Below are 22,907 nucleotides of genomic sequence, written 5' to 3'. Positions count from 1 at the left end.
CGTCCTAGCCGACCAGGGCGCTGCGCATGGTCCGCAGCGCCACGGACAGGGACGCGAGCTCCGCGGAGGCCTCGCCCGTGTCCTCGGCCTCGATCTCCCCCAGCACCTCGCGCAGCCGGCCCAGGCGGGACTCGTTGCTGGACTCCCAGGACTCCACCTTCTCCCGCGCGTCCCGGCCGGGGGCCTCGAGCGCCTGGTCGGCGAGGGCCACCAGGGTCGCGTACACGTCCTCCCGCATGGACATCCGCGCGAGGTTCTCCCAGCGGGTGGTCTGCGGCAGGCCGGTGATGCGGTTGAGCAGGCTCTCGATGCGGTAGCGGTCGTAGAGCCGGAAGTAGACCTTGGCGATGGTCTTGATCTGCTCCTCGTCGAGGCCGCCGTCCTCGGCGATCGCCTCGCCGGAGGCGTGGGCGAGCCGGGCGACGTCGAGCAGCGCGAACGCGTCCAGCAGCTGCGACCACTCCGTGGCCAGCGCCCCGGGGACGCCCTGCCGCGCGGCGGCCTCCGCCCGCGAGTCGACCCGCTGCCGGGAGTCCTCCCCGAGCAGCCGGTCCTCGAGGAACCGGATGTCCACGGTGGGCTTGTAGCGGTCGATGACCTCGGCCACCGGGTTGGCCGTCTCCTCCCGGTTGATGAGCCAGCGCACCACGCGGTCCAGCAGGCGCCGCATGTCCAGGAACATCCGGTCCCACACCTCGGTGGGCACCTCCGCGGGCAGCTCCCGGTGCTGGTGGGCGTAGCGGTCGATCTCGTAGATCTGCACGGCCGCCACGAAGGCCCGGGCCACCTCCACGGGCCCGCACCCGGTCTCCTCCATCACGCGGTAGACGAACGGGATGCCGCCGTAGTTGACCATCTGGTTGGCCACCATCGTGCAGATGATCTCGGCGCGCAGGGGGTGGGTGCCGACGAGCTCGCCGAAGCGCTGGGTGATCTGCTCCGGGAAGTAGGCCTCCAGGACCTCCCCGAACCACGGGTCCTCGGCGAGACCGCCCTCGACCAGCGCCTCCGAGAGCTGGATCTTGGCGTAGGCCGCCAGCACGGACAGCTCCGGGGACGTGAGCCCGTGGCCGGTGCGGACCCGCTCGCGCAGCTGCTCGTCGGAGGGCAGGAACTCGATGCCCCGGTCGAGGTCGGCCTCGTCCTCGAGCCAGTGCAGGAACCGGATGTAGGCCTCGTTGAGGGCCCGCACGCGCGAGCGCTCCGTGGTGAGCAGCACGTTCTGCGCCACGTTCGTCTCGAGCACCAGTCCGGCGACCTCGTCGGTCATGGCCTCGATGAAGCCGGCGCGCTCCGCCGCGGAGAGCTCGCCCGCCACGACCATGCGGTCCACGAGGATCTTGATGTTGACCTCGCGGTCGGAGGACTCCACGCCGCCGGAGTTGTCGATCGCATCCGTGTTGATCAGCACCCCGTTCAGCGCGGCCTCCACGCGGCCGAGCTGGGTGCAGCCCAGGTTGCCGCCCTCGCCGACGACCTTGGCCCGGAGGTCCCCGCCGTCGACGCGGATCGGGTCGTTGGCCTTGTCCCCCACGTCCGTGGAGGTCTCCTGCGCCGACTTCACGTACGTGCCGATCCCGCCGTTGTACAGGAGGTCGGCGGGCGCCGTCAGGATCGCCCGCATCAGCTCGATCGGGGAGAGCTCCTCGACGCCGTCGTCGAGGTCGAGGGCCTCGCGGACCTGCGGGGAGATCGGCACGGACTTCGCGGTGCGCGAGTACACGCCGCCGCCGGCCGAGATCTTCTCCGGGTCGTAGTCCTGCCACGAGGAGCGCGGGCGGCCGAACAGCCGCTCGCGCTCGGCGTAGGAGACGGCCGGGTCCGGGTCGGGGTCGAGGAAGATGTCGCGGTGGTCGAACGCGGCCAGCAGCCGGATGTGCTCGGACAGCAGCATGCCGTTGCCGAACACGTCGCCGGACATGTCCCCCACGCCCACCACGGTGAAGTCCTCCGCCTGGGTGTCGACGCCCAGCGCGAAGAAGTGCCGCTTCACCGACTCCCACGCCCCCCGGGCCGTGATGCCCATGGCCTTGTGGTCGTAGCCCACCGAGCCGCCCGAGGCGAAGGCGTCCCCGAGCCAGAACCCGTACTCCGCGGAGATCGCGTTGGCGGTGTCCGAGAAGGACGCCGTCCCCTTGTCCGCGGCCACCACCAGGTAGGAGTCCTGGCCGTCGCGGCGCACCACGTTCTCGGGGTGCACGACGACGTCCTGGCCGGACGCGTCGCGGACGAGGTTGTCGGTGATGTCCAGCAGGGAGGCGATGAACAGCTTGTACGCCTCCCGGCCCTCCGCCACCCAGGCGTCCCGGTCCGCGGCCGGCTCGGGCAGCTGCTTGGGGTAGAACCCGCCCTTCGCCCCGTTGGGGACGATCACCGAGTTCTTCACCATCTGCGCCTTCACCAGGCCCAGGACCTCGGTGCGGAAGTCCTCCCGGCGGTCCGACCAGCGCAGGCCGCCGCGGGCCACGGGCCCGAAGCGCAGGTGCGTGCCCTCGACCCGCGGGGACCACACCCAGACCTCGAACATGGGGTGCGGCAGCGGGGCCGTGCTGATCCGCCGCGGGTCCAGCTTGAACGCCATGGTGGGGCGGTGCCGGTACACGTTGGTGCGCAGCGTGGCGGCCATGCACTCGGCCAGCGCCCGCAGCAGCTTGTCGGCGTCCAGGGTGGGCACCTCGTCCAGGGCCTCGGTGAGCCGCCCCTGCGCGGCGTCGCGCTGGGAGCCGCGCACGGCGTCGTCGAGCGCCGGGTTGAAGCTCGCGTCGAAGAACTCGACCAGCGCCCGGGTGACCCGCGGGAAGCCCAGGAGCGTGTCCGCGATGTAGTCGAAGGAGTTGGGGTGCCCCAGCTGCAGGAGGTACCGGACGTAGGAGCGCAGCACGGCCACGGTCCGCCACGTCATGCGCTCCGTCAGGACCAGCCGGTTCAGGGAGTCGGACTCGGAGCGCCCGGACAGCACCGCGCACAGGGTGTCCTCGATGAGGTCCTCGGTCTTGGCGTCCTCCGGGCCGGTCGCGTCCACGCCCTCCGGCAGCCGCACCCCGAAGTCGTAGAGCTGGAAGTGGCGGCCGTCGGCGGGGGTGACCTCGTACGGCTTCTGGTCCAGGACCGTCAGGCCGAGGTTCTGCAGCATCGGCAGCAGCTCGGTCAGGGACAGGGAGCGGGTGAGGTAGATGTTCAGCCGCACGCCCCCGGGGTCGTCGACGACGCGCACCTCCGCGGGCAGGTCCGGGTCCCGTCCCCACAGCTCCTCGCAGCGCTGGAGGTCCTCGACCGCCTCCTCGATCTCGTAGTCCGCCCGGTAGGCGTCCGGGAACGCCTCCGCCCAGTTCTCGGCGTGCGTCCGCGCGAGCTCCTCCGAGAAGTCCCGGTGGATCGCGCGCGCCAGCGCCTCGGACCAGGACCGCACCGCGGCCCGCAGCCGCGCCTCCAGGCCCGAGCGGTCGAAGGACTGCACCTGACCGGTGTAGGGCAGCCGGATGCGGAAGAACAGGCGGGCGAGCGTCGAGGAGGTGAGCCGGGCGTCGAAGTCGATGGACTCGGCGTCGAAGGTGCGCTTCAGCTCGGCCTCGATCCGCCCGCGCACCGACGTGTTGTACCGGTCGCGGGGCAGGAAGACGACCGCGGACATGAACCGCCCGAAGTGGTCCTGGCGCAGGAACAGCCGGGTCTGCCGCCGCTCGTCCAGGCCCATGACGCCGCGCATGATGTCGTAGAGCTCGTCCGCGGTCATGTGGAACAGCTCGTCGCGCGGGTAGTCCTCGATGTTGCCCATCAGGTCCCGGGCCGAGTGCGAGTCCTCGAGGAAGCCGAACCGCTCGGCGACCTCGGCCATCTTGTCCTTGATCAGCGGCGTCTCGCGGGCCGGGGTGTTGTAGGCGCGGCGGGTGAACAGCCCCAGCACGAGGTACTCGCCCACGATCCGGCCCTCGTCGTCGTACTTCGCGACGCCGATGTAGTCGAGGTACTCCCTGCGGTGGATCGAGGAGCGGCGGTTGGCCTTCGTGATGAACAGCGTGCCGGCCTCGCGCGCGTGCTCCCGGCCCAGCCCGGTCAGGACCTGCCGGTGCGGCTTGCGGTCGTGCTCCACGAGCAGGCCCAGACCGGTCCCGGGACGGCTGACCAGGGAGAGGCCGTCGCCGGAGTCCTCGAGGTCGTACTCCTTGAAGCCCATGAGGATGAAGTTGCCCCGGACCAGCCAGCGCAGGAACTCCTGGGACGGTCCGACCAGCGGCGGGTGCCCGCCCTCGGGCAGGTCCAGCCGCCGCAGCCGGTCGAGCTCGTCCGCGAGCCGTCCGACGCGCTCCTTGAGCTCCACCTGGTCGTCGTCGACCCGCTGGACGTCCTCGAGCAGGCTCGTGAGCCGGTGCACCAGCTCCTGGGCGGTCTCGTCCGAGATCTGCCGGGAGAGCTCCACGGAGATCCAGGACTCCACCACGTGCGTGGTGCCCCCGTCCGAGCGGAACCCGGCCAGGCTGGGCAGCGCGGTGGTGTCGCCGCTGGAGGTGGCCGAGAAGTCCGGGACCTGCTGGAGCTCGCGCAGCTCGTGCGTCCCGGCGTCCCGGGCGGCGACGAGCACGGGGTGGATGAGCAGACGGGCGCCGCCCCACTTGGCGGCGATCTCCGCGGACACGGTGCTCACGAGGTAGGGGACGTCCTCGGTGACCACGAAGACCACGGAGGTCGAGTCCTCCTGGCGCACGCCCACGGCGATCTCCCGGGGCGCGCGGACCCGGCCCACCTCGTGGTGGTGGTCGGCCCGCTCGCGCAGCTGGTCCTCGGTGCGCGCGAGCAGGTCCTCCTGGGGCACGTGGCGGTAGTACTCGTTGATCCACGCCCGGTCCCCGGACCACTCGGGGGCCCGCGGGATCACCTGCAGCGCCTCGGTCCGGTCCTCGTCGGGGATCGTGTACTGGTCAGAGGCCACAGCCGCATCACGCCTTCGTCGCCGTGGACGGCAGGGGGCACGGTCCGTGCGCCGCCCTCGCCGCCCCAGGGGGTGGACGGCACCTCGTGGGACCGTCCCTGGTGGGTCCCAGCTTATTGAACGAAGCCGGGACTGTCAGGGTGCGGTGGACTCCGACGCGTCATCTCGCAGGCGCGCGGCGCCGAGGGCCTCCGTCCGCACGGGGACCACCTCGCAGTTGCCGACCCGGGGATGGGCCTCCCCGTTGAGCTCGGAGACCGTCAGGCGGATGAGCGAGCCGTGCGCCACCACCAGCACGCGGCGCCCGGGGTGGTCGGCGCGGATCCGGCGCAGCGCCGCCAGACCGCGGCGGACGACCGCCTCCGGCGGCTCCCCGGCGGAGAGCACCTGCTCCCGCGCGGCGCCCTCGAGACCCGCCAGGCGCGAGCCCTCGAGCGGGCCGAAGCTGCGCTCCACGAGCTCGTCGTAGGTCGCCGCGAGCTCGAGGCCCAGGGCCTCGCCGATGATCCGGGCGGTCTCCACGGCCCGGCCGAGCGGCGAGGAGACCAGGACGTCCCAGCCGAGGGCCTCGGCGTGCAGGTGGCGGGCGACGACCCGGGCCTGCTCCCGCCCGGCGTCGTTGAGCGGGACGTCCGTGGCGCCCTGGAGCCTCTCCTCGAGGTTCCAGTCGGTCTGGCCGTGGCGGATGAGCACGATGCGTCCGGGGGTGTTCACGTCCCCCACTCTGGGCGACGGCCCGCCGGGGGGCAAGCGGGACGGCGGGAACCCCGGTCCGCGGGGGCCCGGGCACCGCACCGCACCCGGCCGCCGCCGGCCCTCCGGGCCAGGACACGGACGGCCCGCGGCCCGAGGTCCTGGACGAACCGGGGCAATGCGGGTTGAGTGGCACGCATGACCACCTTCACGTTCAGCTCCCGCGTGCCCCACCCCGTCGAGGACGTCTTCGCCTGGCACGCCCGCCCGGGGGCGCTCACCCGGCTCACGCCCGCGTGGACGGGCTCCGTGGTGGAGGAGTCCTCGCCCCCGCTGCAGGACGGGACGCGGTCCCGGCTGCGGGTGGCCGTGCCGGGCTCCTACGGGCTGGCCTCGGTGCCCTGGACCGCGGAGCACCACGGCTTCGTCCCCGGCCGGGAGTTCCGGGACCGGATGGTGAAGGGCCCGCTCGCCTCGTGGGAGCACCACCACCGGTTCGACGACGACGGGCACGGCGGGACCGTGGTCACGGACACCGTGGAGTACGCGGCGCTGCCGGGCAGCAGGGCGTTCGGGGACCGGCTGATGAGCCCGGCGCTGGGCCGCCAGTTCGAGGCCCGCGCCCGGCGGCTGGCCGCCGACCTCGACCTCCACAGCCGCTATCCCGGCCGGCCCCTGACCGTCGCCGTCACGGGGGCCTCGGGCACCATCGGCGTGCAGCTGGCCGCGCTGCTGAGCACCGGGGGCCACACGGTCCTGCGCTTCGTGCGCCGCGAGGCGCGCACCCCCCTCGAGATCTCGTGGGACCCGGCGGCCGGGGAGCTGGACCCCGCCGCGCTGCGGGGGGTGGACGTCGTGGTGAACCTCGCCGGGCGCAGCATCGGGGGGCGGCTCACGGACGCCGCGAAGGAGCAGATCCACGACTCGCGGGTGCTCGGCACCCGGCTGCTCGTCCGCGCCTTCGTCGCGCTCGGCGACGAGGCCCCCGCCGCGCTGGTCAACGGCTCCGCGATCGGCTACTACGGGGCGGACACGCACGGGGAGAGCGTCACGGAGAAGTCCCCGCCGGGCGACGACTTCCTCGCCGAGGTCTGCACGGCGTGGGAGCGTGCCGCCCAGGAGGCCGAGGCCATCGGCACCCGCGTGGTCACGGTGCGCACCGGGGTGGTGCAGAGCCCCGCCGGCGGCGCCCTCAAGGCCCAGCTGCCCCTGTTCCTCGCGGGGCTGGGCGGGCGGCTCGGCTCCGGGGACCAGTGGCTGAGCTGGATCTCGCTGGACGACACGGTGGGTCTGTTCGCCCACGCGGTGCTCTCCCCCGGCCTGCACGGGCCCGTCAACGCCGTGGCCCCGATGCCGGTGACGGGCCGCGACTACGCCCGGACCCTCGGCAAGGTCCTCGGCCGGCCGGCCCTGCTGCCCACCCCGGGGTTCGGGCCGAAGCTCGTGCTCGGCTCCGAGGGCGCCGAGCTGATGGCGCTCGCGGACCAGCGGGTCTCGGCGGACCGGGCCATCGACCGCGGCTACCGGTTCCGCCACCCCGACCTCGGCTCGGCGCTGCGGGAGGAGCTGGGCCGCTTCTGACCCGCCCCGGCCCGCCCGCCGCCGCCGGGACCACCACGTCGGCCCGGGCACCCCGCGGATCCGCGGGGTGCCCGGGCCGACGTGGTGGGTCAGCGGCAGGACGGCCGTCAGAGGCGGCCGGAGACCGGGAACCGCTCCCAGGCGCGGTGGCTCTTCATGAGCGTGACCACCTGCTCGACCACGGCGGCGGCGTCCTTGCCGGAGACCACGCCGGGCGCGCCCTCGGGCAGGCCGGCCGCGGCGAGCACCTGGCCCTTGGCGCCCCAGGTGCCGATGGCCTTGGCCTGGCGGAACACCTCGCCGAGCAGCAGGTGCACGCGCGGGTCCACGCCGCCGGGGGCGACGGCTCCGGCCTTCGCGTCGAGGCCCTGCCGGGCGTCCGGGGCCGGCGGGACGGCGCCGGCCACCAGCACCGAGTCGAACTCGACGGAGCGCGCCGTGAGGTAGGTCCGGTGGGCCACGACCTTCCCGCCGCGCCCGACCGGCCCGCCGTGCGGGGCGATGACCAGCGGCACCATCCCGGCGTCGTCGATCGCGGAGACCACGGCCAGGAGGTCGTTCTCGTCGGGGACGGGGCCCACCACGATCCCGACCTGCCGGCCGTCGAGGGGCCACTGCCCGCCGACCTGGGACAGGGCGGGGCTGGGCTTGATCCTCCCGTGCTTGACGGTCGGCTTCGGCGCCGGAAGGCCCAGGCCCTGGGCGACCACGGCGCACAGCTTCTCGTCGATGTTGGCCAGGGCCTGCAGCTGGCGCTCCTTGACCGCCTGCTCCCAGCACTTGCCGAGCTCGAAGGTGTACGCCTGCGCGATGTGCTCCTTCTCGACGTCGCTCATCGACAGCCAGAACAGGCGGGTCTGGGTGTAGTGGTCCTCGAAGGTCACGGGGTTCCCGCGCTCCTTGACCGACTCCGCGACCGGGGCCGGGTGGTCGATGAAGGGGCGGGCCGGCTCGTCGGCGGGGAAGGGGTTGTTCCCGTCCAGCGAGTTCGGGTGGTAGGGCGCCACCCCGCTGTGCACGGCCGTCTGGTGCATCCCGTCCCGGAGCATGTCGTTGACCGGGGCGTGCGGGCGGTTGATCGGCAGCTGGGTCCAGTTGGGCCCGCCCAGCCGGCTGAGCTGGGTGTCCAGGTAGGAGAACAGCCGGCCCTGCAGCAGGGGGTCGTTGGTGACGTCGATGCCGCGGACCAGGTTGTTCGGGTTGAAGGCGACCTGCTCGGTCTCGGCGAAGTAGTTGGACGGGTTGCGGTTGAGCGTCATCAGCCCGACCGGCTCCACGGGCGCGAGCTCCTCCGGGACGATCTTCGTGGGGTCGAGCAGGTCGATGCCCTCGAAGACCTGCTCCTCGTTGTCCTCGAAGACCTGCACCCCGAGCTCCCACTCGGGGTGGGCGCCTGCCTCGATGGCGTCCGCGAGGTCCCGGCGGTGCACGTCCGGGTCCATGCCCATCGCGATCTGCGCCTCCTCCCACAGCACCGAGTGCACGCCGAGCTTCGGCTTCCAGTGGAACTTCACGAGCACGCTGCGGCCGGCGTCGTCGACGAGCCGGAACGTGTGGACGCCGAAGCCCTCCATGGTGCGGTAGGACCGGGGGATGCCGCGGTCCGACATGTTCCAGATCGTGTGGTGCTGCGCCTCGGTGTGCAGGGAGACGAAGTCCCAGAAGGTGTCGTGGGCGGACTGCGCCTGCGGGATCTCCCGGTCCGGGTGGGGCTTGCCCGCGTGGATGACGTCCGGGAACTTGATGGCGTCCTGGATGAAGAACACGGGGATGTTGTTGCCCACGAGGTCCCACGTGCCCTCGGAGGTGTAGAACTTCGTGGCGAAGCCGCGGGTGTCCCGGGCGAGGTCGGCGGACCCGCGCGAGCCGAGGACGGTGGAGAAGCGCACGAAGACCGGGGTCTCGACGTCCTTGCCGAACACGGCGGCGGAGGAGATCCTGCTCGCGGTGCCGTAGGAGCGGAACACGCCGTGGGCGCCGGCGCCGCGGGCGTGCACCACGCGCTCCGGGATGCGCTCGTGGTCGAAGTGGCTGATCTTCTCCCGGAAGTGGTGGTCCTGCAGGAGCACGGGACCGCGCCGGCCCGCCTTCAGGGAGTGGTCGGTGTCGGCGCGCCGGGAGCCGTGGGCGGTGGTCAGGTGCTCGCCGCCCTGGGCGTTGAGGGTCGGGTCGATCCCGGTGTCCTGGCCCGTGGGGCTCACCGGCTCCGGCGTGCCCTGGTCCGGCTTGGGCGGCAGCGGCGGGCGGGGCGTGGTGGGCTCCGCGAGCGGGGCGGTCTCGCTGCCGGGGACGCCGGGAGCCATGGGCGCCTGCCCCTCGGTCCTCTGCCTCTTCCTGTTCAGCCTCTTGCGCATGATGGACCTCCCGGTCGTCGAAGTGCGGTCGACACCGGCCGGTCCCGGTCCGGACGGACGGGAACGACCAGCTCACTTACCATTAGTGCACTCCCGTGAGGCAGGGCACAAGTCACCGGACCCGCCTCCGCGCTGGGTGAACAGCCGACCGCGCCCCGGGCGGACTCCCCGGACGGAGCGGAACGGACCCCCTCGGCGCCGTGGCCGAGGGGGTCCGGGACGGAGGGGCTCAGTCCTCCTCGACGTCGACCCGCTCCTGGCGCACGGTCTCCTCGACCACCTCCGTGCGCTCCGTGCGGCGCACCACCAGGCGCACCCGCTCGTAGGGCACGCGCACCGTCTGCACCACGGGCACCTCCCGGTAGAGGATGACCTCGTCCTCCCCCACCGGCAGCTCCCGGCCGGCGAGGAACGCCTCGCGCTCCTCCTCGGTGACGGGGGTGCGGACCTCCTCGACGTCCTCGGACGCCAGGGTCTGCTCCGCGCGCACCGGCTCCTCCACCACGTACTTGCGCAGCCGGGCCCGCCCGGACTCGACGCGCTCGGTCCCGACCTGCAGCCGCTCCTCGTGCCGGACCACGGAGGGGGTCTCGCCGGGGCGACCACCGCCCCCGAGGTCACCGGTCGCGTCCCCGGCGGCGTGGCGGCCGGCACCGCGCTCCGCCCCGGCCCGGGTCGTGGTGTCCCGGTCCGTGGTGTCCCGGGTCGTGGTGTCCGGGCCGGTGGCGTCCCGCTCCACGGTGTCCAGGTCGGCGGTGTCCGGGCCGGTGACGTCCCGGCCGGTGGCGTCCCGGCCGGTGGCGTCCCGGCCGGTCGCCTCCTGGTCGAAGGCCCCTCCGCCGGCGCCGGACGGCTCGTCGCGCCGGCCGTGGTCGCGCCGGTCGTCAGACCGATCGTCGCCCACGCTCTCGCGGTCGTGGCCGGCCGTGGCGTCCGCCCCGGTCAGCGACTCGCCGGTCCCGCGCACGGGCGAGCCGTCGTCGCGGCCTGAGTCGTCGCCGTGACGGACGGCGTCGTCGTCCCCGGCGTCGATGTTGTAGGCGGGAGCCCCGCCGCGCGGGTCGCGGGTGTCGGTGGCACCCGAGGTCGCGGAGCCGCCGATGTCGCCGTCCTCCCGCCCGTAGGCGTTGTGGTCCCAGAGCTCGGTCGCCGAGCTGGGCGGGTGGCGCTCCACCCCGGTGTCGTCCGCGTCCCGCCCGCCGGCGCGCCCGGCGGTGGGCTCCTCGTGGGCGGACTCCTGGTCGTACGGGCGGTCGTCGGAGGTGGACATCGTGGACTCTCCTCGGGGTTGCAGTCGACAGCCACATTTTATCAGCGTGCTGAGCTGTGGCGCATTCCACTCTACGGGGGACCGGGGACCGGCGCGCCGGGTCGCCCGCCCTTGTCCGCCCGGGCCCACGGTGCGAGGATCGATGCATGAGCACCTGGACCGCCCTCGCGGCCGGCGGCGCCGAGGCCGTGCGGACGGGGGCGTGGGAGAGCGGTGCGACGGTGGCCGGAGCGGTCGTCGTCGTGCTGATGGTGGCCGCCACGGTCTCCCTGCTGCGCAGCCCGGCCCTGGATCCCGTGCTGCGCCTGCTGTGGCTGCTCGTGATCCTCGCGTTCCCCGTCGCCGGCGCGGGACTGTGGTTCGCGCTGGGCCGCCGGGCCCCGCGCCCGCAGGACCCGCACCCCGCGTAGCCCGCCGACACCCCCGCAGGACCCGGCCGAGAAAGGACTCCGCATGAGCTACACCCAGGACGGGCACGGGTTCTTCACCCGGGCCCTGGACGCCGAGGACCGCGGACGGCTCGACGAGGCCGAGACCGCCTACCAGCAGGCCATCGTGCTCTTCGAGGAGGAGGGCGACTCCCTCCAGGAGCAGGCCGCCTGCCACTACAACCTGGGCCATCTCTACCTGGGGATGAACCGCCCCGGCCGGGCCGTCACCGCCTACGAGAGCGCCCTCGGGCTGTTCTGCCGCATCCCCGGCAGCGGCAAGCACCTGGCCCGCACGCACCTGATCCTGGGCAGCCTGCTGCTCGAGCTGGACCGCGCCCACGACTCGGAGGAGCACCTCCTCGACGCCCTGGGCCAGTACCTCGACGCCCCGCACGAGGCGCAGGACCAGGCGCAGTGCCACGTCAACCTGGGACGGGTGTACGAGCTGGGCGAGCGCCACACCCAGGCCATCACGGCCTACAACCGGGCGCTGGACTTCTACCAGGAGACCGAGGCCACGGCCACGGACCAGGCGGAGTGCTTCACCGCCCTGGGCCGGCTCTACGAGCGCGCGGGCCGGATGAAGGAGTCCGGGGCCGCCTACGCGGCGGCCGCCCGCCTGCGCTGGTCCGCCGAGCAGCAGCGCCTGGAGCAGCAGAGCCCCGCCCGGGACGCCGGGGTGCCCGACGGAGAGGACCGTTCATGAGCTCGCGCCTGATCTACGGCTGCATGACCATCGGGGGGTCGTGGGACGACGCCCCGCCGAGCGCAGGGACCGTGGACCGTGCCCGGGCCGCGGTGCACGCGGCGCTGGACGCCGGCATCACCGACTTCGACCACGCCGACATCTACGCCCACGGCAAGTCCGAGGAGGTCTTCGGCGAGCTCCTCGCGGAGGACCCGGAGCTGCGCCGGAGGGTGCGCCTCCAGACCAAGTGCGGGGTGCGCCTGCCGGGCAACACCGCGGCACCCGGCGCGCCGACCCACTACCGGCTGGACCGGGACACGATCCGGCGCGGCCTCGAGGGGTCCCTCCGCCGGCTCCGCGTGGACTCCGTGGAGCGCTTCATGCTGCACCGGCCGGACCCCCTGGCCGATCCCCGGGAGGTCGCGGGGACCCTGGACGAGCTGCGCAAGGAGGGGCTGATCCGCTCCGTGGGCCTGTCCAACATGTCGACCCGCCAGGTGTCCCGCTACCAGCAGGTGCTCAGCACGCCCGTCACCGCGGTGCAGCTCGAGCTGAGCCTGCGGCACCGGAGCTTCGTGGAGCAGCAGATCCTGGCCAACCACCCCGAGGGCGCGGAGCACTCCTTCCCGGAGGGGCTCCTGGAGTACTGTGCGGCCGACGGCATCGAGGTGCAGGCGTGGGGCGCCCTGGCCCGCGGCCTGTACACCGGTGCGCCGATCCCGCCCGAGGACCAGCACGCCGCGGCCACCGCCGAGACGGTCCACCGGATCGCCTCGGCGCACGGCGTCCCCGGCGAGGCGGTGGTCCTCGCGTGGCTCATGAAGCACCCCGGCGGGATCCGCCCGGTGCTGGGGACCACCGACCCGGAGCGGATCGCCGCGTGCGCCGCGGCGGAGGAGCTCGCGTCCCGGCTCGGCCACGAGGACTGGTACGCGCTGCTCACGGCGGCGCGGGGCCAGTCCGTCCCCTGAGCCCGCCCCGGCCGCTCAGCCCGTGAGCCGCGCACCCAGCTCGCCGGCCGCCTCCCGGAGGGCGGGCACCATGTCCACGAGGTCCTCCAGCCGGTGCCGGAACACCGGCGCGGACAGCGCGAGCGAGCCGATGCAGCCCCCGCCCGGCCGCAGGACGGGCACCGCGACGGCGACCATCCCCACGTCGTGCTCCTGGTCCTGGGTGGCCCAGCCCTCCCGCCGGATCCGCTCGACCCGCCGGCGCAGCTCGTCCCGGTCCGTGAGCGTGGCCGGGGTGCGGGCCTCGAGCTCGATGGTGCCGAGCAGGTGCTCGCGCACGTCCTCCGGGGCGAACGCGAGCAGGCACAGCCCGAGGGCCGAGGAGTGCAGCGCGCCGCGGTAACCGGGGTCGGAGGTGACCCGGAAGTCCGGCCCGTCCTCCTTGGCGAGGGTGTGGAAGCGGTCGCCGTCCAGGACGGCGAAGAGGCAGGACTCCCCCGTGCGCTCGACCATCCGCCGGAGCACGGGCACGACCGTCCCCGTGATCCCGAGGCGCTGGGCCACGCTGTGGGCGGCGTGGAAGATCTTCAGCCCCAGGACGTAGCGCCTGTCCTCCTGCAGCTCGGCGAAGCCGTCCCGGACGAGCGCGTTGAGCAGCCGGTAGGTGGTGCTGAAGGGGTAGCCGCAGATCTTGGTGGCCTCGGCCGCGGTCAGCCCGTCCGGGTGCTCCCCCAGCAGCTCGAGCAGCCGGAGGGCCTTGCCCACCATGTCCTGGCGGGCGGCCCCCGCCGGCTCCGGGGCCGTCACCGGGGGCCCCTGGCGCCGGGGAGGGCGGTTCTGATCGACGTTCGCACAGCAGCGCTCCGTCCGTCCTGCGGTTGACATGTGGACCAGCTCACAGAGATCATGATCACACAGTAGCAGTGACTTCCACAATATGAGAACCAGATCGCGTTGTGGACCGACCCGAAGGACCTCCATGAGCTCAGCAGCGACGACCGCCGGGACCACGGCCCCGCCGCCCTCCGGCCGGACGCCCCGCAAGGCCGCGCTGGCCAGCTGGATCGGCAGCGCCCTCGAGTACTACGACTTCGCGGTCTACGGCACCGCCGCCGCCCTGGTGCTCAACCACCTCTTCTTCCCCGCCGAGACGTCCCCCGGCGTGGCCATCCTCTTCGCCATGGGCACCGTGGGCGTGGCGTACGTCGTCCGCCCGCTGGGGGCCCTGGTCATGGGTCCGCTGGCCGACCGGTTCGGCCGCAAGTTCGTGCTCATGCTGACCCTGTTCATGATCGGCGGGGCGACCTTCGCCGTCGGCTGCCTCCCGACCTACGACCAGGTGGGGATGCTGGCCCCGGTGCTGCTCGTGCTGTGCCGCGTGGTCCAGGGGCTGTCCGCCGCGGGCGAGCAGGCCAGCGCCATCTCCATGTCGCTCGAGCACTCCGACGAGGACCGCCGCGCGTACACCACCAGCTGGACCCTGCAGGGCACCCAGTTCGGGACCCTGCTCGCCACCGCCGTGTTCATCCCGTTCACCCTCCTGCCGGAGGAGGCGCTGTTCAGCTGGGGCTGGCGCGTGCCGTTCTGGCTCTCCGCCGTCGTCGTGGTGGTGGCCTACCTGATCCGCCGCCACCTGGAGGAGCCCCCGGCCTTCCGGGAGGCCCGCGCCGAGACCCCCGCCGAGCAGCCGGAGTCCCCGCTGCGCGTGCTCCTGCGGCACCACCGGGCCGCCGTGGTCCGGATCGCCGCTGCCGCCATGATCAACACCGTCAACGTGGTGTTCACGGTGTGGTCGCTCTCCTTCGCCACCTCCGTGGTCGGCCTCGAGCGCTCCACCATGCTGTGGGTCTCCGTGCTGGCCAACGCCGTCGCCCTGTTCGTGATCCCGGTCGTGGCCGTGCTCGCCGACCGCATCGGCCGCAAGCCCGTCTTCCTCGCGGGGGTCCTCGGCCCCGCCGTGCTGATGTACCCCTACCTCTCGGCGGTCCACGCCGGGAACTGGCCGCTCATCTTCGTGCTCGGCGCCGTCATGTCCGGGTGCTTCTACTCGATGGCCAACAGCATCTGGCCCTCGTTCTACGCCGAGATGCTGCCGCTGCGGGTCCGGGTCACCGGCCTGGCCCTGGGCACCCAGATCGGCTTCGCCGTCTCGGGCGGCTTCGCGCCCGTCCTCGCCTCCGCCGTGGCCGGTCCCGCCGGCGACAACTGGCTGGGCGTGGCCGTGTTCGTCACGGTCGCGTGCCTGATCTCCGGCGGCGCCGCGCTCACCGCGAAGGAGACGGCGCGGAAGTCCCTCGACGAGATCGACGCGCTGCACACCTCGCGCACCGAGGCCGCCGAGCTGCGCGCCCTCGAGGCCCGGGGCCGGGGCGCCGAGAACGAGGGCGCCGCGGAGCCGGCCGCCGCCGGGGCGGCACGCTGATGCGCACCTCGATCGCCACGGTCTGCCTCTCGGGCACCCTCGAGGAGAAGATGCACGCCGCCGCGGCCGCCGGGTTCGACGGGATCGAGGTCTTCGAGCAGGACCTGGTCGTCTCCCCCTCCTCCCCCGAGCAGATCCGGGAGCTCGCCGCGCAGCTGGGCCTGAGCCTGGACCTCTACCAGCCCTTCCGGGACTTCGACGCTGTGGGCCCCGAGCGGCTGGCCGCGAACCTGCGGCGCGCCGAGGCCAAGTTCCGGCTGATGGACCGGCTCGGCACGCAGACCCTGCTCGTGTGCTCCAACGTGGCCACGGCCGAGATCGACGACGACGAGGTCATGGCGGGGCAGCTGCACCGGCTCGGCGAGCTCGCCGCGCGCCACGGCGTGCGCCTGGCCTACGAGGCACTGGCCTGGGGGAGGTTCGTCAACGACTTCGAGCGCGCCCAGCGGATCGTGGACCTCGCCGACCACCCGAGCGTGGGGACCTGCCTCGACAGCTTCCACATCCTCTCCCGCGCCTGGAACCCGGCCCCGATCGAGGACATCGCGGCGGAGAAGATCTTCTTCGTGCAGCTGGCCGACGCCCCGCTCCTGCACCTGGACGTCCTGTCCTGGTCCCGCCACCACCGGGTGTTCCCCGGGCAGGGCGACTTCGACATGGTCGGCTTCATGTCCCACCTGGTCCGCGCCGGCTACGACGGCCCCGTGTCCCTGGAGATCTTCAACGACGCCTTCCGCCAGGCCGACGTCAACCGCACGGCGGTGGACGGGCTGCGCTCCCTGCGCTGGCTCGAGGACCAGACCCGACGGGCCCTGGCCGGGGAGCGGACCCGGGACACGCTCGAGCTCCAGCCGCTGCCCGCGGTCGAGGAGCCGGCCGGCCACGACTTCGTGGAGATCCGCACCGGGCGGCTCGGCGAGACCACCCGGCTCCTGCACCAGCTCGGCTTCGCCCTGGGCGGGCACCACCAGTCCAAGGAGAACGTGCAGGTGTGGGTGCAGGGACCGGTGCGGGTCGTCGTCAACGACGCGGTCCCGGACGGCTCCCCCACCGAGGTCGCCGCGCTCGGCTTCGACGTCGCCGACCCGGACGCCGCCGTCGACCGGGCCGCCCGGCTCAAGGCCCTGCCCGTGCCCCGCTCCCAGCGCGACGACGAGCAGGTCCTGCGCGGGGTGTTCGCCCCGGACGGCACGGAGATCTTCTTCTGCGAGCGCACGGCGGACGGGGTCCCGGGGTGGCTGGGCGAGTTCGGCGCGGACGAAGAGCTCGACACGGGGGCCCTGGTCACCGGGGTGGACCACGTCAACATGGCCCAGCCGTGGCAGCACTACGACGAGGCCGTGCTGTTCTACACCTCGGTGCTGGCGCTGGAGGCGCAGGCCGCCCAGGACGTCCCCGGCCCCTCGGGGCTGGTGCGCAGCCAGGTGATGCGCTCGGCCAACGGGGCGGTGCGGATGCCGCTCAACGTGGCCCCGGCCGCCGCGGAGCAGGGCTCCTTCGTGGGCGCGGCCTACCCCGAGCACGTGGCGCTGTCCTGCACGGACGTCTTCGCCGCGGCCCGGCGCGCCCGCCGGCGCGGGCTGCGGTTCCTGCCCGTGCCGCAGAACTACTACGAGGACCTCGACGCCCGCTTCGACCTCGACGCCGGGTTCCTGGCGTCCCTGCAGGAGCTGCACCTGCTCTACGACCGGGACGCCGAGGGCGAGTTCCTGCACTTCTACACGGAGACCCTGGGCACGGTGTTCTTCGAGGTGGTCGAGCGCCGCAACGGGTACTCCGGCTTCGGCGCGCCCAACGCCCCGGTCCGGCTCGCGGCGCAGTACCGGCGCTCGCAGGCGGCCCACCGGGCGCGCACGGAGGCCTGAGCACCCCGCCGCGGGGCGCGCGGGTCAGCGGAAGACGCGCGGGCCCGCGTGCGGGGCGAGGAGCTCCTGCTGCTCCGCCGAGATGCGCAGCACCGTCCCCGTGGCGGGCACGAAGAACGCCAGCTGGGTCTCGGCCCGCACGCACGCCCGGCGCGAGACCACGTCGGTGATCTCGAAGCCCAGCGTCAGCGACCCGCCGCGGGCGGAGACGACCCACACCCGGACCTCCACCGGCGTGTTGCGGTACTCGAGGGGGCGGAGGTACCTGATCCGGTTCTCGGTGATCAGCGCCTGGGTGCCCTCCGGCAGCGCGGAGAAGAACGGGATCAGCGGGGGCTCCACCTGGTCGCCGGTGCCCACGGGCACGCCCAGGGCCGCGATCCGCGACTCCTCGAGCAGCCGCACGACCTCCACGTTGTTCACGTGCCCGTACGGGTCCATGTCGCCCCAGCGCATGGGCACCCGGCACAGCACCCCGGTCTCGTCCTCCACCGTCATGCGGTCCGTCCTCCTCGGTCCTCGACCTGCCGTGCGCACGGCACGTCCGCGCGGCACGCCCGCGCGCACCGCACCGGCGTGCTACATCGTAGGCCCGCACCGGCCCGCCCGGGCGGTCTCGGCCCGTCACACGGCGGCCGCGCCCAGCGGCGGGTGCGACAATGTCGGCTGATCCGGACTCCGTCCCCACGACCGGCGAGGAGCGGCCCCGATGCCCCGCAGTGCCCGCACCACCCGCCGCCCCGTCCACTGCTCTGCCCGGGCGACCTGGGTGCTCGTCCCGGTGCTCGCGCTGCTCCTGGTCTGGCTGGTCGCCGGCTGGACGGCGTTCCAGCACCCCCGGACCGACGTCCCGGCGCGCTCGGACGCCCTGCTCGTGCTGGGCCCGCCGGACCGGACCCGCATGGCCGAGGCGCTGCGGCTCATGGACGCCGGGGTGGCGCCCGTGCTGGTCGTGGCGAACCCCGGCACCGGCGACCTCGGCGACGCCTCGGGCCGGGTGTACTACACGCGGGCCGCGCAGACCTGCGCGGGGGGCGGCGAGCAGGACTACGAGGTGATCTGCTTCCGCCCCGACCCCTCGACCACCCAGGGCGAGGCCATGGAGCTGCGCGCACTCAGCGAGCAGCGAGGGTGGGAGCACGTCAGCGCCCTCACCTACCGTCAGCACGTCGCCCGCTCCCGCCTGCTGCTGGAACGCTGCTACGCCGGGGAGCTGGACGTGCTCTCCTTCGACTACCCGGCCGTGCCGCGGGGTCACCTGCGGGAGTTCATCTACCAGTCCGGCGGCTTCGTGAAGGCCTGGCTCACCCCCGGCTGCGACCAGCAGCTGCCGTGGCGGCCCAAGTCCCTGGACTGAGCGGTCGGCCGGGACCGGTGGCCGTGCTCTGCGGCTCCCGCCTTCCCCCGCCGCGGCGCGAGGGGAAGACTAAGGTCATGACCGACCTGCAGTGCCCGGCCACGGCCGTCCTCCTCGACGACGCCGTCCCTCCCCCGCCGTGGACCGCGCGCCTGCGCGTGGCCGAGCGGTTCACGGCCCGCGGCGCCGAGGAGCTGGTCTCGCTCGTCGAGGACTCGGCCGACCTGTTCCGCGGCGAGACCTTCGTGGTCGCCGCCCCCGCGGGTGACATCGAGGCGGCGCTGCGGCGGCGGAGCGTGCGCGGCCGGGCACCCGTCGTCGTCGAGGTGGACTCCGCGGGGTGGCGGTCCGTGGCAGCCCCCTGACGCCCCGCTCCCCGACGAGGCCCGCTCAGGCAGAGCGCTCGAGCTCGTCGGCCACCCAGCCGTGCACGATGCCCGCGAAGGTGTGCGGGTCGGTGAGCACGCCCATGTGCGCGGTGTCCGTGACGATCCGCGTGACATGGCCCTCCTCCGGGTCGAGCGCGTCGATCGCGGGGTCGTCGTCCCCCTGGATGAGCAGCACCGGCAGCTCGGTGTGCTCGAGCAGCAGGGGTGTGCGGTCCGGCCGGTCCCGCATGGCCTCCAGGGCCCGGACCACGGCGTCCTCCGGCCAGTCCCGGGCCTGCCGGAGCGCGGCCTCGACGTCCTCCTCGCGGGCGTCCTCCCGGAACGTCCGGGGCATCTGCCGGTCCGCGTAGGCGGCGACGCCGTGCTCCCGCACGGCGTCGAGCACCTCGCACACCCGGTCCGCGTACGCCTCCAGGTCGGCGGCTCCCTCCGGGAGGTCGCCGCCGCCGACGCCCGGCAGGTCCACCGTGAGCACGTCGTGGAAGGCCTCGAGCAGCGGCCGCGCCCGGTCCCACAGCCGCTGGGTGCACAGCAGCCCCGGGAGCAGCAGCAGGGTGGGCGCCCCCGAACCGGAGCGATCGGATCGGAGCACGGCGCTGTCCTTCCGTCGGCGGAGTCCTGGCCGTCAGCCTACGGACCCGGGGGATCCGGTGTCACCGGGCGCCCATCGGGCAGTCCCCGGCGCTGTGCTGTCCGGCCGGGACCCTAGTGTTTCCGCTGGTGGGGCCGACCGGCTCCCCGCAACCGGGAATCCGAGGAGGACATCACTCTCATGATGGGACCGAGCCATGCGGCCTGCGGGGCGGCCGCGTGGGTGGCGCTGACCGCCGACTACCAGCTGCACCTCCAGGACCTCACCGTCCCGATCGGCTGGGGCGTCCTGGACGTCGGCGACGCCGGTGTGCTCACCGGGGCGCTCGTCACCGCCGGGGCGGCCCTGCTGCCGGACCTCGACCACCCGGACGGGACCGTGGCCCGGTCCCTGCGCCCGCTGTCCACCTGGCTGGCCCGCGGGATCTGCCGGCTCTCCGGCGGGCACCGGCGCGGCACCCACTCCGTGCTGGGCGTGGCGGTGTTCACCGGCCTGGCCGCCGCGGCGCAGAAGATCGGGATCCCGGTCGAGGGCCTCGGCTGGGTGTGGCCGCTCGCCGCGGTGATGTCCGTGCTCCTCATCGCCTTCGCGGTGCAGGTGCTCGCCTTCGTGCCGGACCGGGTCGCGAAGCTCAACTGGGTCGTGGGGATCGGGCTGGGCGTCCTGGTGGGGCTGCACCCGCCCGCCCACGAGTGGTGGTTCGCCGCGGCCGTGGCCACGGGGGTGGTCGCCCACCTGGCCGGGGACCTGGTGACCACGCGCGGGATCCACCTGCTCTACCCGCTGCGGATGCCGCTGCCCCTGCCCCGGTCGGTGTACAAGAACCGGTCCTTCCTCACGGTGCCGCTGATCGGCAACGCCGGCTCGGCCGCGGAGATCGCGCTGCTCGCCCCGATCACCCTCTTCGCCCTGACGGGCCTGTGGGGGGCCTTCGCCCTGACCACCGGGCTCGTGGTCGCCTGAGCCTCAGACCACCCGCCCGTCGGCGGCGTGCTCGCGCACCTGCTGCCCGCGCTCCTTCATGATCAGCTCGAGCGTGCGGATGAGCCGCGGCATCGTGATGATGACGAGCCCGCCCACCATGTTCAGCGGGATGACCCACAGCATCCACACCAGCCACTCCGTGTAGGAGATGTCGGCGCCCGTGTGCATCGCCCCGAAGATGACCGCCGAGTTCAGTGCGCCGTGCAGCATGCCCAGCCCGACGACCAGCAGGCCGTCGATGAGCGCGATGGCGGTGTGCACCACCTCGTTGCTGGATCCCTGGCTCATCCGCGTCCCGAGCGTGATGGTGCTGCCGGCCAGCAGCGCCAGAGCGGCCGACTCCACGGTGAGGCCCCCCTCGAGGTACTTGGTCGCCGACTCCTCAAGGACGTCGTGGAACTGCGGGAACCCCGCCACGATCAACCAGGTGAACAGCCATCCGCCCAGGAGGTTGGTCAGCAGGGTCACCGTCCAGAAGCGCGCCAGCTGCCACCAGGTGCTGTGCCGGGAGACGACGGCGTAGATGGGCACCAGGAAGTTCTCCGTGAACAGCTCCGAGTGGGCGAGCTGGAGCGCGAGCAGCCCGAAGCCGAACGCCGCGCCGGCCAGCAGGTCCGATCCGGTGGCCTCCTTGACCGCCAGGTAGGCGAGGATGCCCACCCCCACGTCGATGCCCCCGAAGAGTCCGGTGATGGTCATCGCCCGCCACGTGCGGGTCAGGCGTTCCGCGCCCTCGGTGACCGTGTTCTCGAACTCCTCGACCAGCTCGTCCTCGAGCGGCTCGTCCGTCCTGCCCAGCTCCTTGCGCTTCTCCTCGAGATTCTCCCTGTCGGGTTCCATCCGTGCCCCCTGTGTGCCCTCGTCGACCCCTGACCGGGATGCGGCAAGCCTACTGACAGCAGGCCGGAGACCACGATTGGCCAACAGGGGCGACTGTGGGTAGGATTGTCGTCGTTGCCCACAGCGGTCCGCCGCTGTGATCCATCAGCGCGAGTGGCGGAATAGGCAGACGCGCACGGTTCAGGTCCGTGTGCCCGAAAGGGCGTGGGGGTTCAACTCCCCCCTCGCGCACCACACAGGCGAAGCGGGACATCCGACGGATGTCCCGCTTCGCCTTTTTGATGCCCCCGGACCGGCCGGAGCAGCCGGGCCCCGGCGGCCGGGCTCAGCCGACCGGGATCACCCCGGCGTAGTCGGTCTGGTAGCCGGTGACCGGGGCGTGCGGGATCTCGTCCCAGCGCTCCGGGTCCTCCTGCTGGACCTCCCCGGTGGCCAGGCCGAGCAGCAGCTCCTTCACGGCGAGCACGTTCTGCCGCACGCTCTTGCCGCGGGCCTTCTGACCGAGGCTGCCGTCCGAGGAGTTGCCCGAGGTCTCGAAGAACACCACCGGGTGGGAGTGCCCCTCGGGGTTGAGCCCGCCGTGGTCCAGGCCGAGCATCATCGCCGAGACGACACCGCCCTTGATGTCGATCTCGTAGCTGCCGCCCACCTGGTAGCGGTCGATGTTGATGGAGCCGTACTTCGAGAGCTCGTCGTAGACGTGCACGTTCATCTGCCGGGTGAGCCGGTCGTAGGCGCCGCCCTCGAGCCCCGGCAGGGTCGGTCCGCCGGGAGCGAGGGAGATGCCCAGGGACAGGGTGACGTCGTCGCCGGTCCCGTACTGCGTCTTGAGGCCCTGGTGGTGGATGTCGACGCCCCAGGCCGGGTCGACCGTCGTCCAGTACTCGTAGAAGGCGCGGGACTCGTCGGCCGCGAAGCCCTCGGCCGTCCAGTCGCGGTTGAGGTCGATGCGCTGCGGCGTCCCGCCCTCCGGCGCGCCGGAGACCTGGTCCCACAGGACGGTGTGCCGGATGTTGGCCTCGGCGCCGTCCGGGTTGTACATGGGGATGATGTGGAAGGTGAACCTCGAGCGCAGCAGCTCGTACTCGGACGAGCCGTCGGTGCCGAGCTCCTTGAGCAGGCTCAGCAGGGCGTCGGTGCCGTAGGGCTCGTTGCCGTGGATCCGGCCCTGGAGCCACACGTGCTCCGGCCCCGAGCCGACGGTCGCGACCCACAGGTCCCGGCCCTGCTCGGAGGTGCTCACCTCCATGCCGGCCTCGGCGAGGGTGAAGGCGTCGACACCGTGGCGGCTGGTCCGCTCCAGCTTCTGCAGCTCCCGCTCCACGTCGTCGGGGGTCAGGATGCTCGAGATGCTGGTCCTCCCCTCCGTGGCGGGGAAGTTCGCGTCCGCGGCGGCAGGTGCGGCGGCACCGAGGGGAAGGGCGACGGCGAGCGCGAGCGCCGCCGCGGTCCGGCGCCGGCGGCGCGGGCGGTCCGAGGAGCGTGCGGTCGCAAGGTCGCGGTGCTGAGGGATCATGTGCTGGTCCTCCTGGGGGATGGGGCTGCCGGTGCGGCCCGGGGGGCC

The 22,907-nt window shown here is 73.3% G+C and carries 18 protein-coding genes and 1 tRNA gene; 10 read left to right on the top strand and 9 right to left on the bottom strand.

Features of this window, described 5'->3' with window-relative positions; translation table 11 throughout:
• Positions 1-4: 4 nt before the first annotated feature.
• Positions 5-4,927, bottom strand: a complete 4,923-nt coding sequence (locus ACP7CD_RS17565) for an NAD-glutamate dehydrogenase (protein ID WP_017834388.1) — start codon at positions 4,925-4,927, stop codon at positions 5-7.
• A gap of 135 nt (positions 4,928-5,062) precedes the next feature.
• Entirely contained in the window at positions 5,063-5,641 is a 579-nt protein-coding gene (locus tag ACP7CD_RS17560) for a histidine phosphatase family protein (RefSeq protein ID WP_017834387.1), read from the bottom strand.
• A gap of 177 nt (positions 5,642-5,818) precedes the next feature.
• On the opposite strand from ACP7CD_RS17560, the gene ACP7CD_RS17555 reads away from it, so the two are divergent.
• Positions 5,819-7,201: a TIGR01777 family oxidoreductase gene (locus ACP7CD_RS17555; RefSeq protein WP_095651301.1), complete on the top strand. Its 1,383-nt coding sequence runs from the start codon at positions 5,819-5,821 to the stop codon at positions 7,199-7,201.
• Between the two features lie 107 nt (positions 7,202-7,308).
• Here ACP7CD_RS17555 and ACP7CD_RS17550 read toward each other — a convergent pair whose 3' ends face one another.
• The gene (locus ACP7CD_RS17550; RefSeq protein ID WP_017834385.1) at positions 7,309-9,504 is read right to left on the bottom strand and encodes a catalase; all 2,196 of its coding nucleotides are present in this window, start codon (positions 9,502-9,504) and stop codon (positions 7,309-7,311) included.
• 280 nt (positions 9,505-9,784) lie between these two features.
• Positions 9,785-10,825 (bottom strand): YsnF/AvaK domain-containing protein, encoded by a 1,041-nt coding sequence (locus tag ACP7CD_RS17545; protein ID WP_207307502.1) that lies wholly within the window; start codon positions 10,823-10,825, stop codon positions 9,785-9,787.
• A gap of 146 nt (positions 10,826-10,971) precedes the next feature.
• On the opposite strand from ACP7CD_RS17545, the gene ACP7CD_RS17540 reads away from it, so the two are divergent.
• Genes ACP7CD_RS17540 through ACP7CD_RS17530 form a run of 3 tightly spaced genes read left to right on the top strand, consistent with a single transcriptional unit; the run spans position 10,972 to position 12,915 of the window.
• Positions 10,972-11,235, top strand: coding sequence for a PLDc N-terminal domain-containing protein (locus ACP7CD_RS17540; RefSeq protein WP_035925812.1), 264 nt, complete (start codon positions 10,972-10,974; stop codon positions 11,233-11,235).
• 43 nt (positions 11,236-11,278) lie between these two features.
• Positions 11,279-11,962, top strand: coding sequence for a tetratricopeptide repeat protein (locus ACP7CD_RS17535; protein ID WP_035925808.1), 684 nt, complete (start codon positions 11,279-11,281; stop codon positions 11,960-11,962).
• Positions 11,959-12,915 (top strand): aldo/keto reductase, encoded by a 957-nt coding sequence (locus ACP7CD_RS17530; RefSeq protein ID WP_109222268.1) that lies wholly within the window; start codon positions 11,959-11,961, stop codon positions 12,913-12,915. The genes ACP7CD_RS17535 and ACP7CD_RS17530 overlap by 4 nt, the downstream gene beginning before the upstream one ends.
• 15 nt (positions 12,916-12,930) lie before the next feature.
• On the opposite strand, the gene ACP7CD_RS17525 is transcribed toward ACP7CD_RS17530, so the two are convergent.
• Positions 12,931-13,701, bottom strand: coding sequence for an IclR family transcriptional regulator (locus tag ACP7CD_RS17525; RefSeq protein WP_126349817.1), 771 nt, complete (start codon positions 13,699-13,701; stop codon positions 12,931-12,933).
• Positions 13,702-13,873: 172 nt separating this feature from the next.
• Here ACP7CD_RS17525 and ACP7CD_RS17520 point away from each other — a divergent pair, with 172 nt between their 5' ends.
• Positions 13,874-15,316 (top strand): MFS transporter, encoded by a 1,443-nt coding sequence (locus tag ACP7CD_RS17520; RefSeq protein WP_109243694.1) that lies wholly within the window; start codon positions 13,874-13,876, stop codon positions 15,314-15,316.
• Positions 15,316-17,181 (top strand): bifunctional sugar phosphate isomerase/epimerase/4-hydroxyphenylpyruvate dioxygenase family protein, encoded by a 1,866-nt coding sequence (locus tag ACP7CD_RS17515; protein WP_426120783.1) that lies wholly within the window; start codon positions 15,316-15,318, stop codon positions 17,179-17,181. Before ACP7CD_RS17520 ends, ACP7CD_RS17515 begins: the two co-directional genes overlap by 1 nt.
• Positions 17,182-17,205: 24 nt before the next feature.
• Here ACP7CD_RS17515 and ACP7CD_RS17510 read toward each other — a convergent pair whose 3' ends face one another.
• Complete coding sequence (locus ACP7CD_RS17510) at positions 17,206-17,679, bottom strand: acyl-CoA thioesterase (RefSeq protein WP_109222271.1); 474 nt, start codon at positions 17,677-17,679, stop codon at positions 17,206-17,208.
• Between the two features lie 211 nt (positions 17,680-17,890).
• Between ACP7CD_RS17510 and ACP7CD_RS17505 the strand changes: the two genes are divergently transcribed.
• Positions 17,891-18,538, top strand: a complete 648-nt coding sequence (locus ACP7CD_RS17505; RefSeq protein WP_115162264.1) for a YdcF family protein — start codon at positions 17,891-17,893, stop codon at positions 18,536-18,538.
• Positions 18,539-18,615: 77 nt separating this feature from the next.
• Complete coding sequence (locus ACP7CD_RS17500; protein WP_035925795.1) at positions 18,616-18,903, top strand: hypothetical protein; 288 nt, start codon at positions 18,616-18,618, stop codon at positions 18,901-18,903.
• 25 nt (positions 18,904-18,928) lie between these two features.
• Here ACP7CD_RS17500 and ACP7CD_RS17495 read toward each other — a convergent pair whose 3' ends face one another.
• Positions 18,929-19,519, bottom strand: a complete 591-nt coding sequence (locus ACP7CD_RS17495; RefSeq protein ID WP_109268591.1) for an alpha/beta fold hydrolase — start codon at positions 19,517-19,519, stop codon at positions 18,929-18,931.
• 180 nt (positions 19,520-19,699) lie between these two features.
• Here ACP7CD_RS17495 and ACP7CD_RS17490 point away from each other — a divergent pair, with 180 nt between their 5' ends.
• On the top strand, positions 19,700-20,482 hold the full coding sequence (locus ACP7CD_RS17490) for a metal-dependent hydrolase (protein WP_017834072.1): 783 nt from the start codon (positions 19,700-19,702) through the stop codon (positions 20,480-20,482).
• A gap of 3 nt (positions 20,483-20,485) precedes the next feature.
• Here ACP7CD_RS17490 and ACP7CD_RS17485 read toward each other — a convergent pair whose 3' ends face one another.
• Positions 20,486-21,343 carry a formate/nitrite transporter family protein gene (locus ACP7CD_RS17485; protein ID WP_426120782.1) on the bottom strand — a complete coding sequence of 286 codons (858 nt, stop codon included), beginning with the start codon at positions 21,341-21,343 and terminating at the stop codon, positions 20,486-20,488.
• A 147-nt stretch (positions 21,344-21,490) separates the two neighbouring features.
• On the opposite strand from ACP7CD_RS17485, the gene ACP7CD_RS17480 reads away from it, so the two are divergent.
• Positions 21,491-21,577: transfer RNA gene (locus ACP7CD_RS17480), tRNA-Leu, on the top strand.
• Positions 21,578-21,668: 91 nt separating this feature from the next.
• On the opposite strand, the gene ACP7CD_RS17475 is transcribed toward ACP7CD_RS17480, so the two are convergent.
• The gene (locus tag ACP7CD_RS17475) at positions 21,669-22,859 is read right to left on the bottom strand and encodes a M14 family zinc carboxypeptidase (RefSeq protein ID WP_368828375.1); all 1,191 of its coding nucleotides are present in this window, start codon (positions 22,857-22,859) and stop codon (positions 21,669-21,671) included.
• Between the last annotated feature and the right edge of the window lie 48 nt (positions 22,860-22,907).

The sequence above is a fragment of the Kocuria sp. LHG3120 genome (assembly GCF_049897445.1).
Taxonomy (GTDB): Bacteria; Actinomycetota; Actinomycetes; order Actinomycetales; family Micrococcaceae; genus Kocuria; species Kocuria rosea.
The sequence above is the reverse complement of the archived record's forward strand: the minus strand, read 5'-3'. Positions and strand labels throughout refer to the sequence as shown.

Coding starts and splice junctions, on each gene's coding strand:
- ACP7CD_RS17555 (WP_095651301.1), top strand. CDS start 5,819: ATGACCACCTTCACGTTCAGCTCCCGCGTGCCCCACCCCGTCGAGGAC.
- ACP7CD_RS17520 (WP_109243694.1), top strand. CDS start 13,874: ATGAGCTCAGCAGCGACGACCGCCGGGACCACGGCCCCGCCGCCCTCC.
- ACP7CD_RS17540 (WP_035925812.1), top strand. CDS start 10,972: ATGAGCACCTGGACCGCCCTCGCGGCCGGCGGCGCCGAGGCCGTGCGG.
- ACP7CD_RS17550 (WP_017834385.1), bottom strand. CDS start 9,504: ATGGCTCCCGGCGTCCCCGGCAGCGAGACCGCCCCGCTCGCGGAGCCC.
- ACP7CD_RS17490 (WP_017834072.1), top strand. CDS start 19,700: ATGATGGGACCGAGCCATGCGGCCTGCGGGGCGGCCGCGTGGGTGGCG.
- ACP7CD_RS17505 (WP_115162264.1), top strand. CDS start 17,891: ATGCCCCGCAGTGCCCGCACCACCCGCCGCCCCGTCCACTGCTCTGCC.
- ACP7CD_RS17510 (WP_109222271.1), bottom strand. CDS start 17,679: ATGACGGTGGAGGACGAGACCGGGGTGCTGTGCCGGGTGCCCATGCGC.
- ACP7CD_RS17500 (WP_035925795.1), top strand. CDS start 18,616: ATGACCGACCTGCAGTGCCCGGCCACGGCCGTCCTCCTCGACGACGCC.
- ACP7CD_RS17535 (WP_035925808.1), top strand. CDS start 11,279: ATGAGCTACACCCAGGACGGGCACGGGTTCTTCACCCGGGCCCTGGAC.
- ACP7CD_RS17485 (WP_426120782.1), bottom strand. CDS start 21,343: ATGGAACCCGACAGGGAGAATCTCGAGGAGAAGCGCAAGGAGCTGGGC.
- ACP7CD_RS17545 (WP_207307502.1), bottom strand. CDS start 10,825: ATGTCCACCTCCGACGACCGCCCGTACGACCAGGAGTCCGCCCACGAG.
- ACP7CD_RS17530 (WP_109222268.1), top strand. CDS start 11,959: ATGAGCTCGCGCCTGATCTACGGCTGCATGACCATCGGGGGGTCGTGG.
- ACP7CD_RS17515 (WP_426120783.1), top strand. CDS start 15,316: ATGCGCACCTCGATCGCCACGGTCTGCCTCTCGGGCACCCTCGAGGAG.
- ACP7CD_RS17475 (WP_368828375.1), bottom strand. CDS start 22,859: ATGATCCCTCAGCACCGCGACCTTGCGACCGCACGCTCCTCGGACCGC.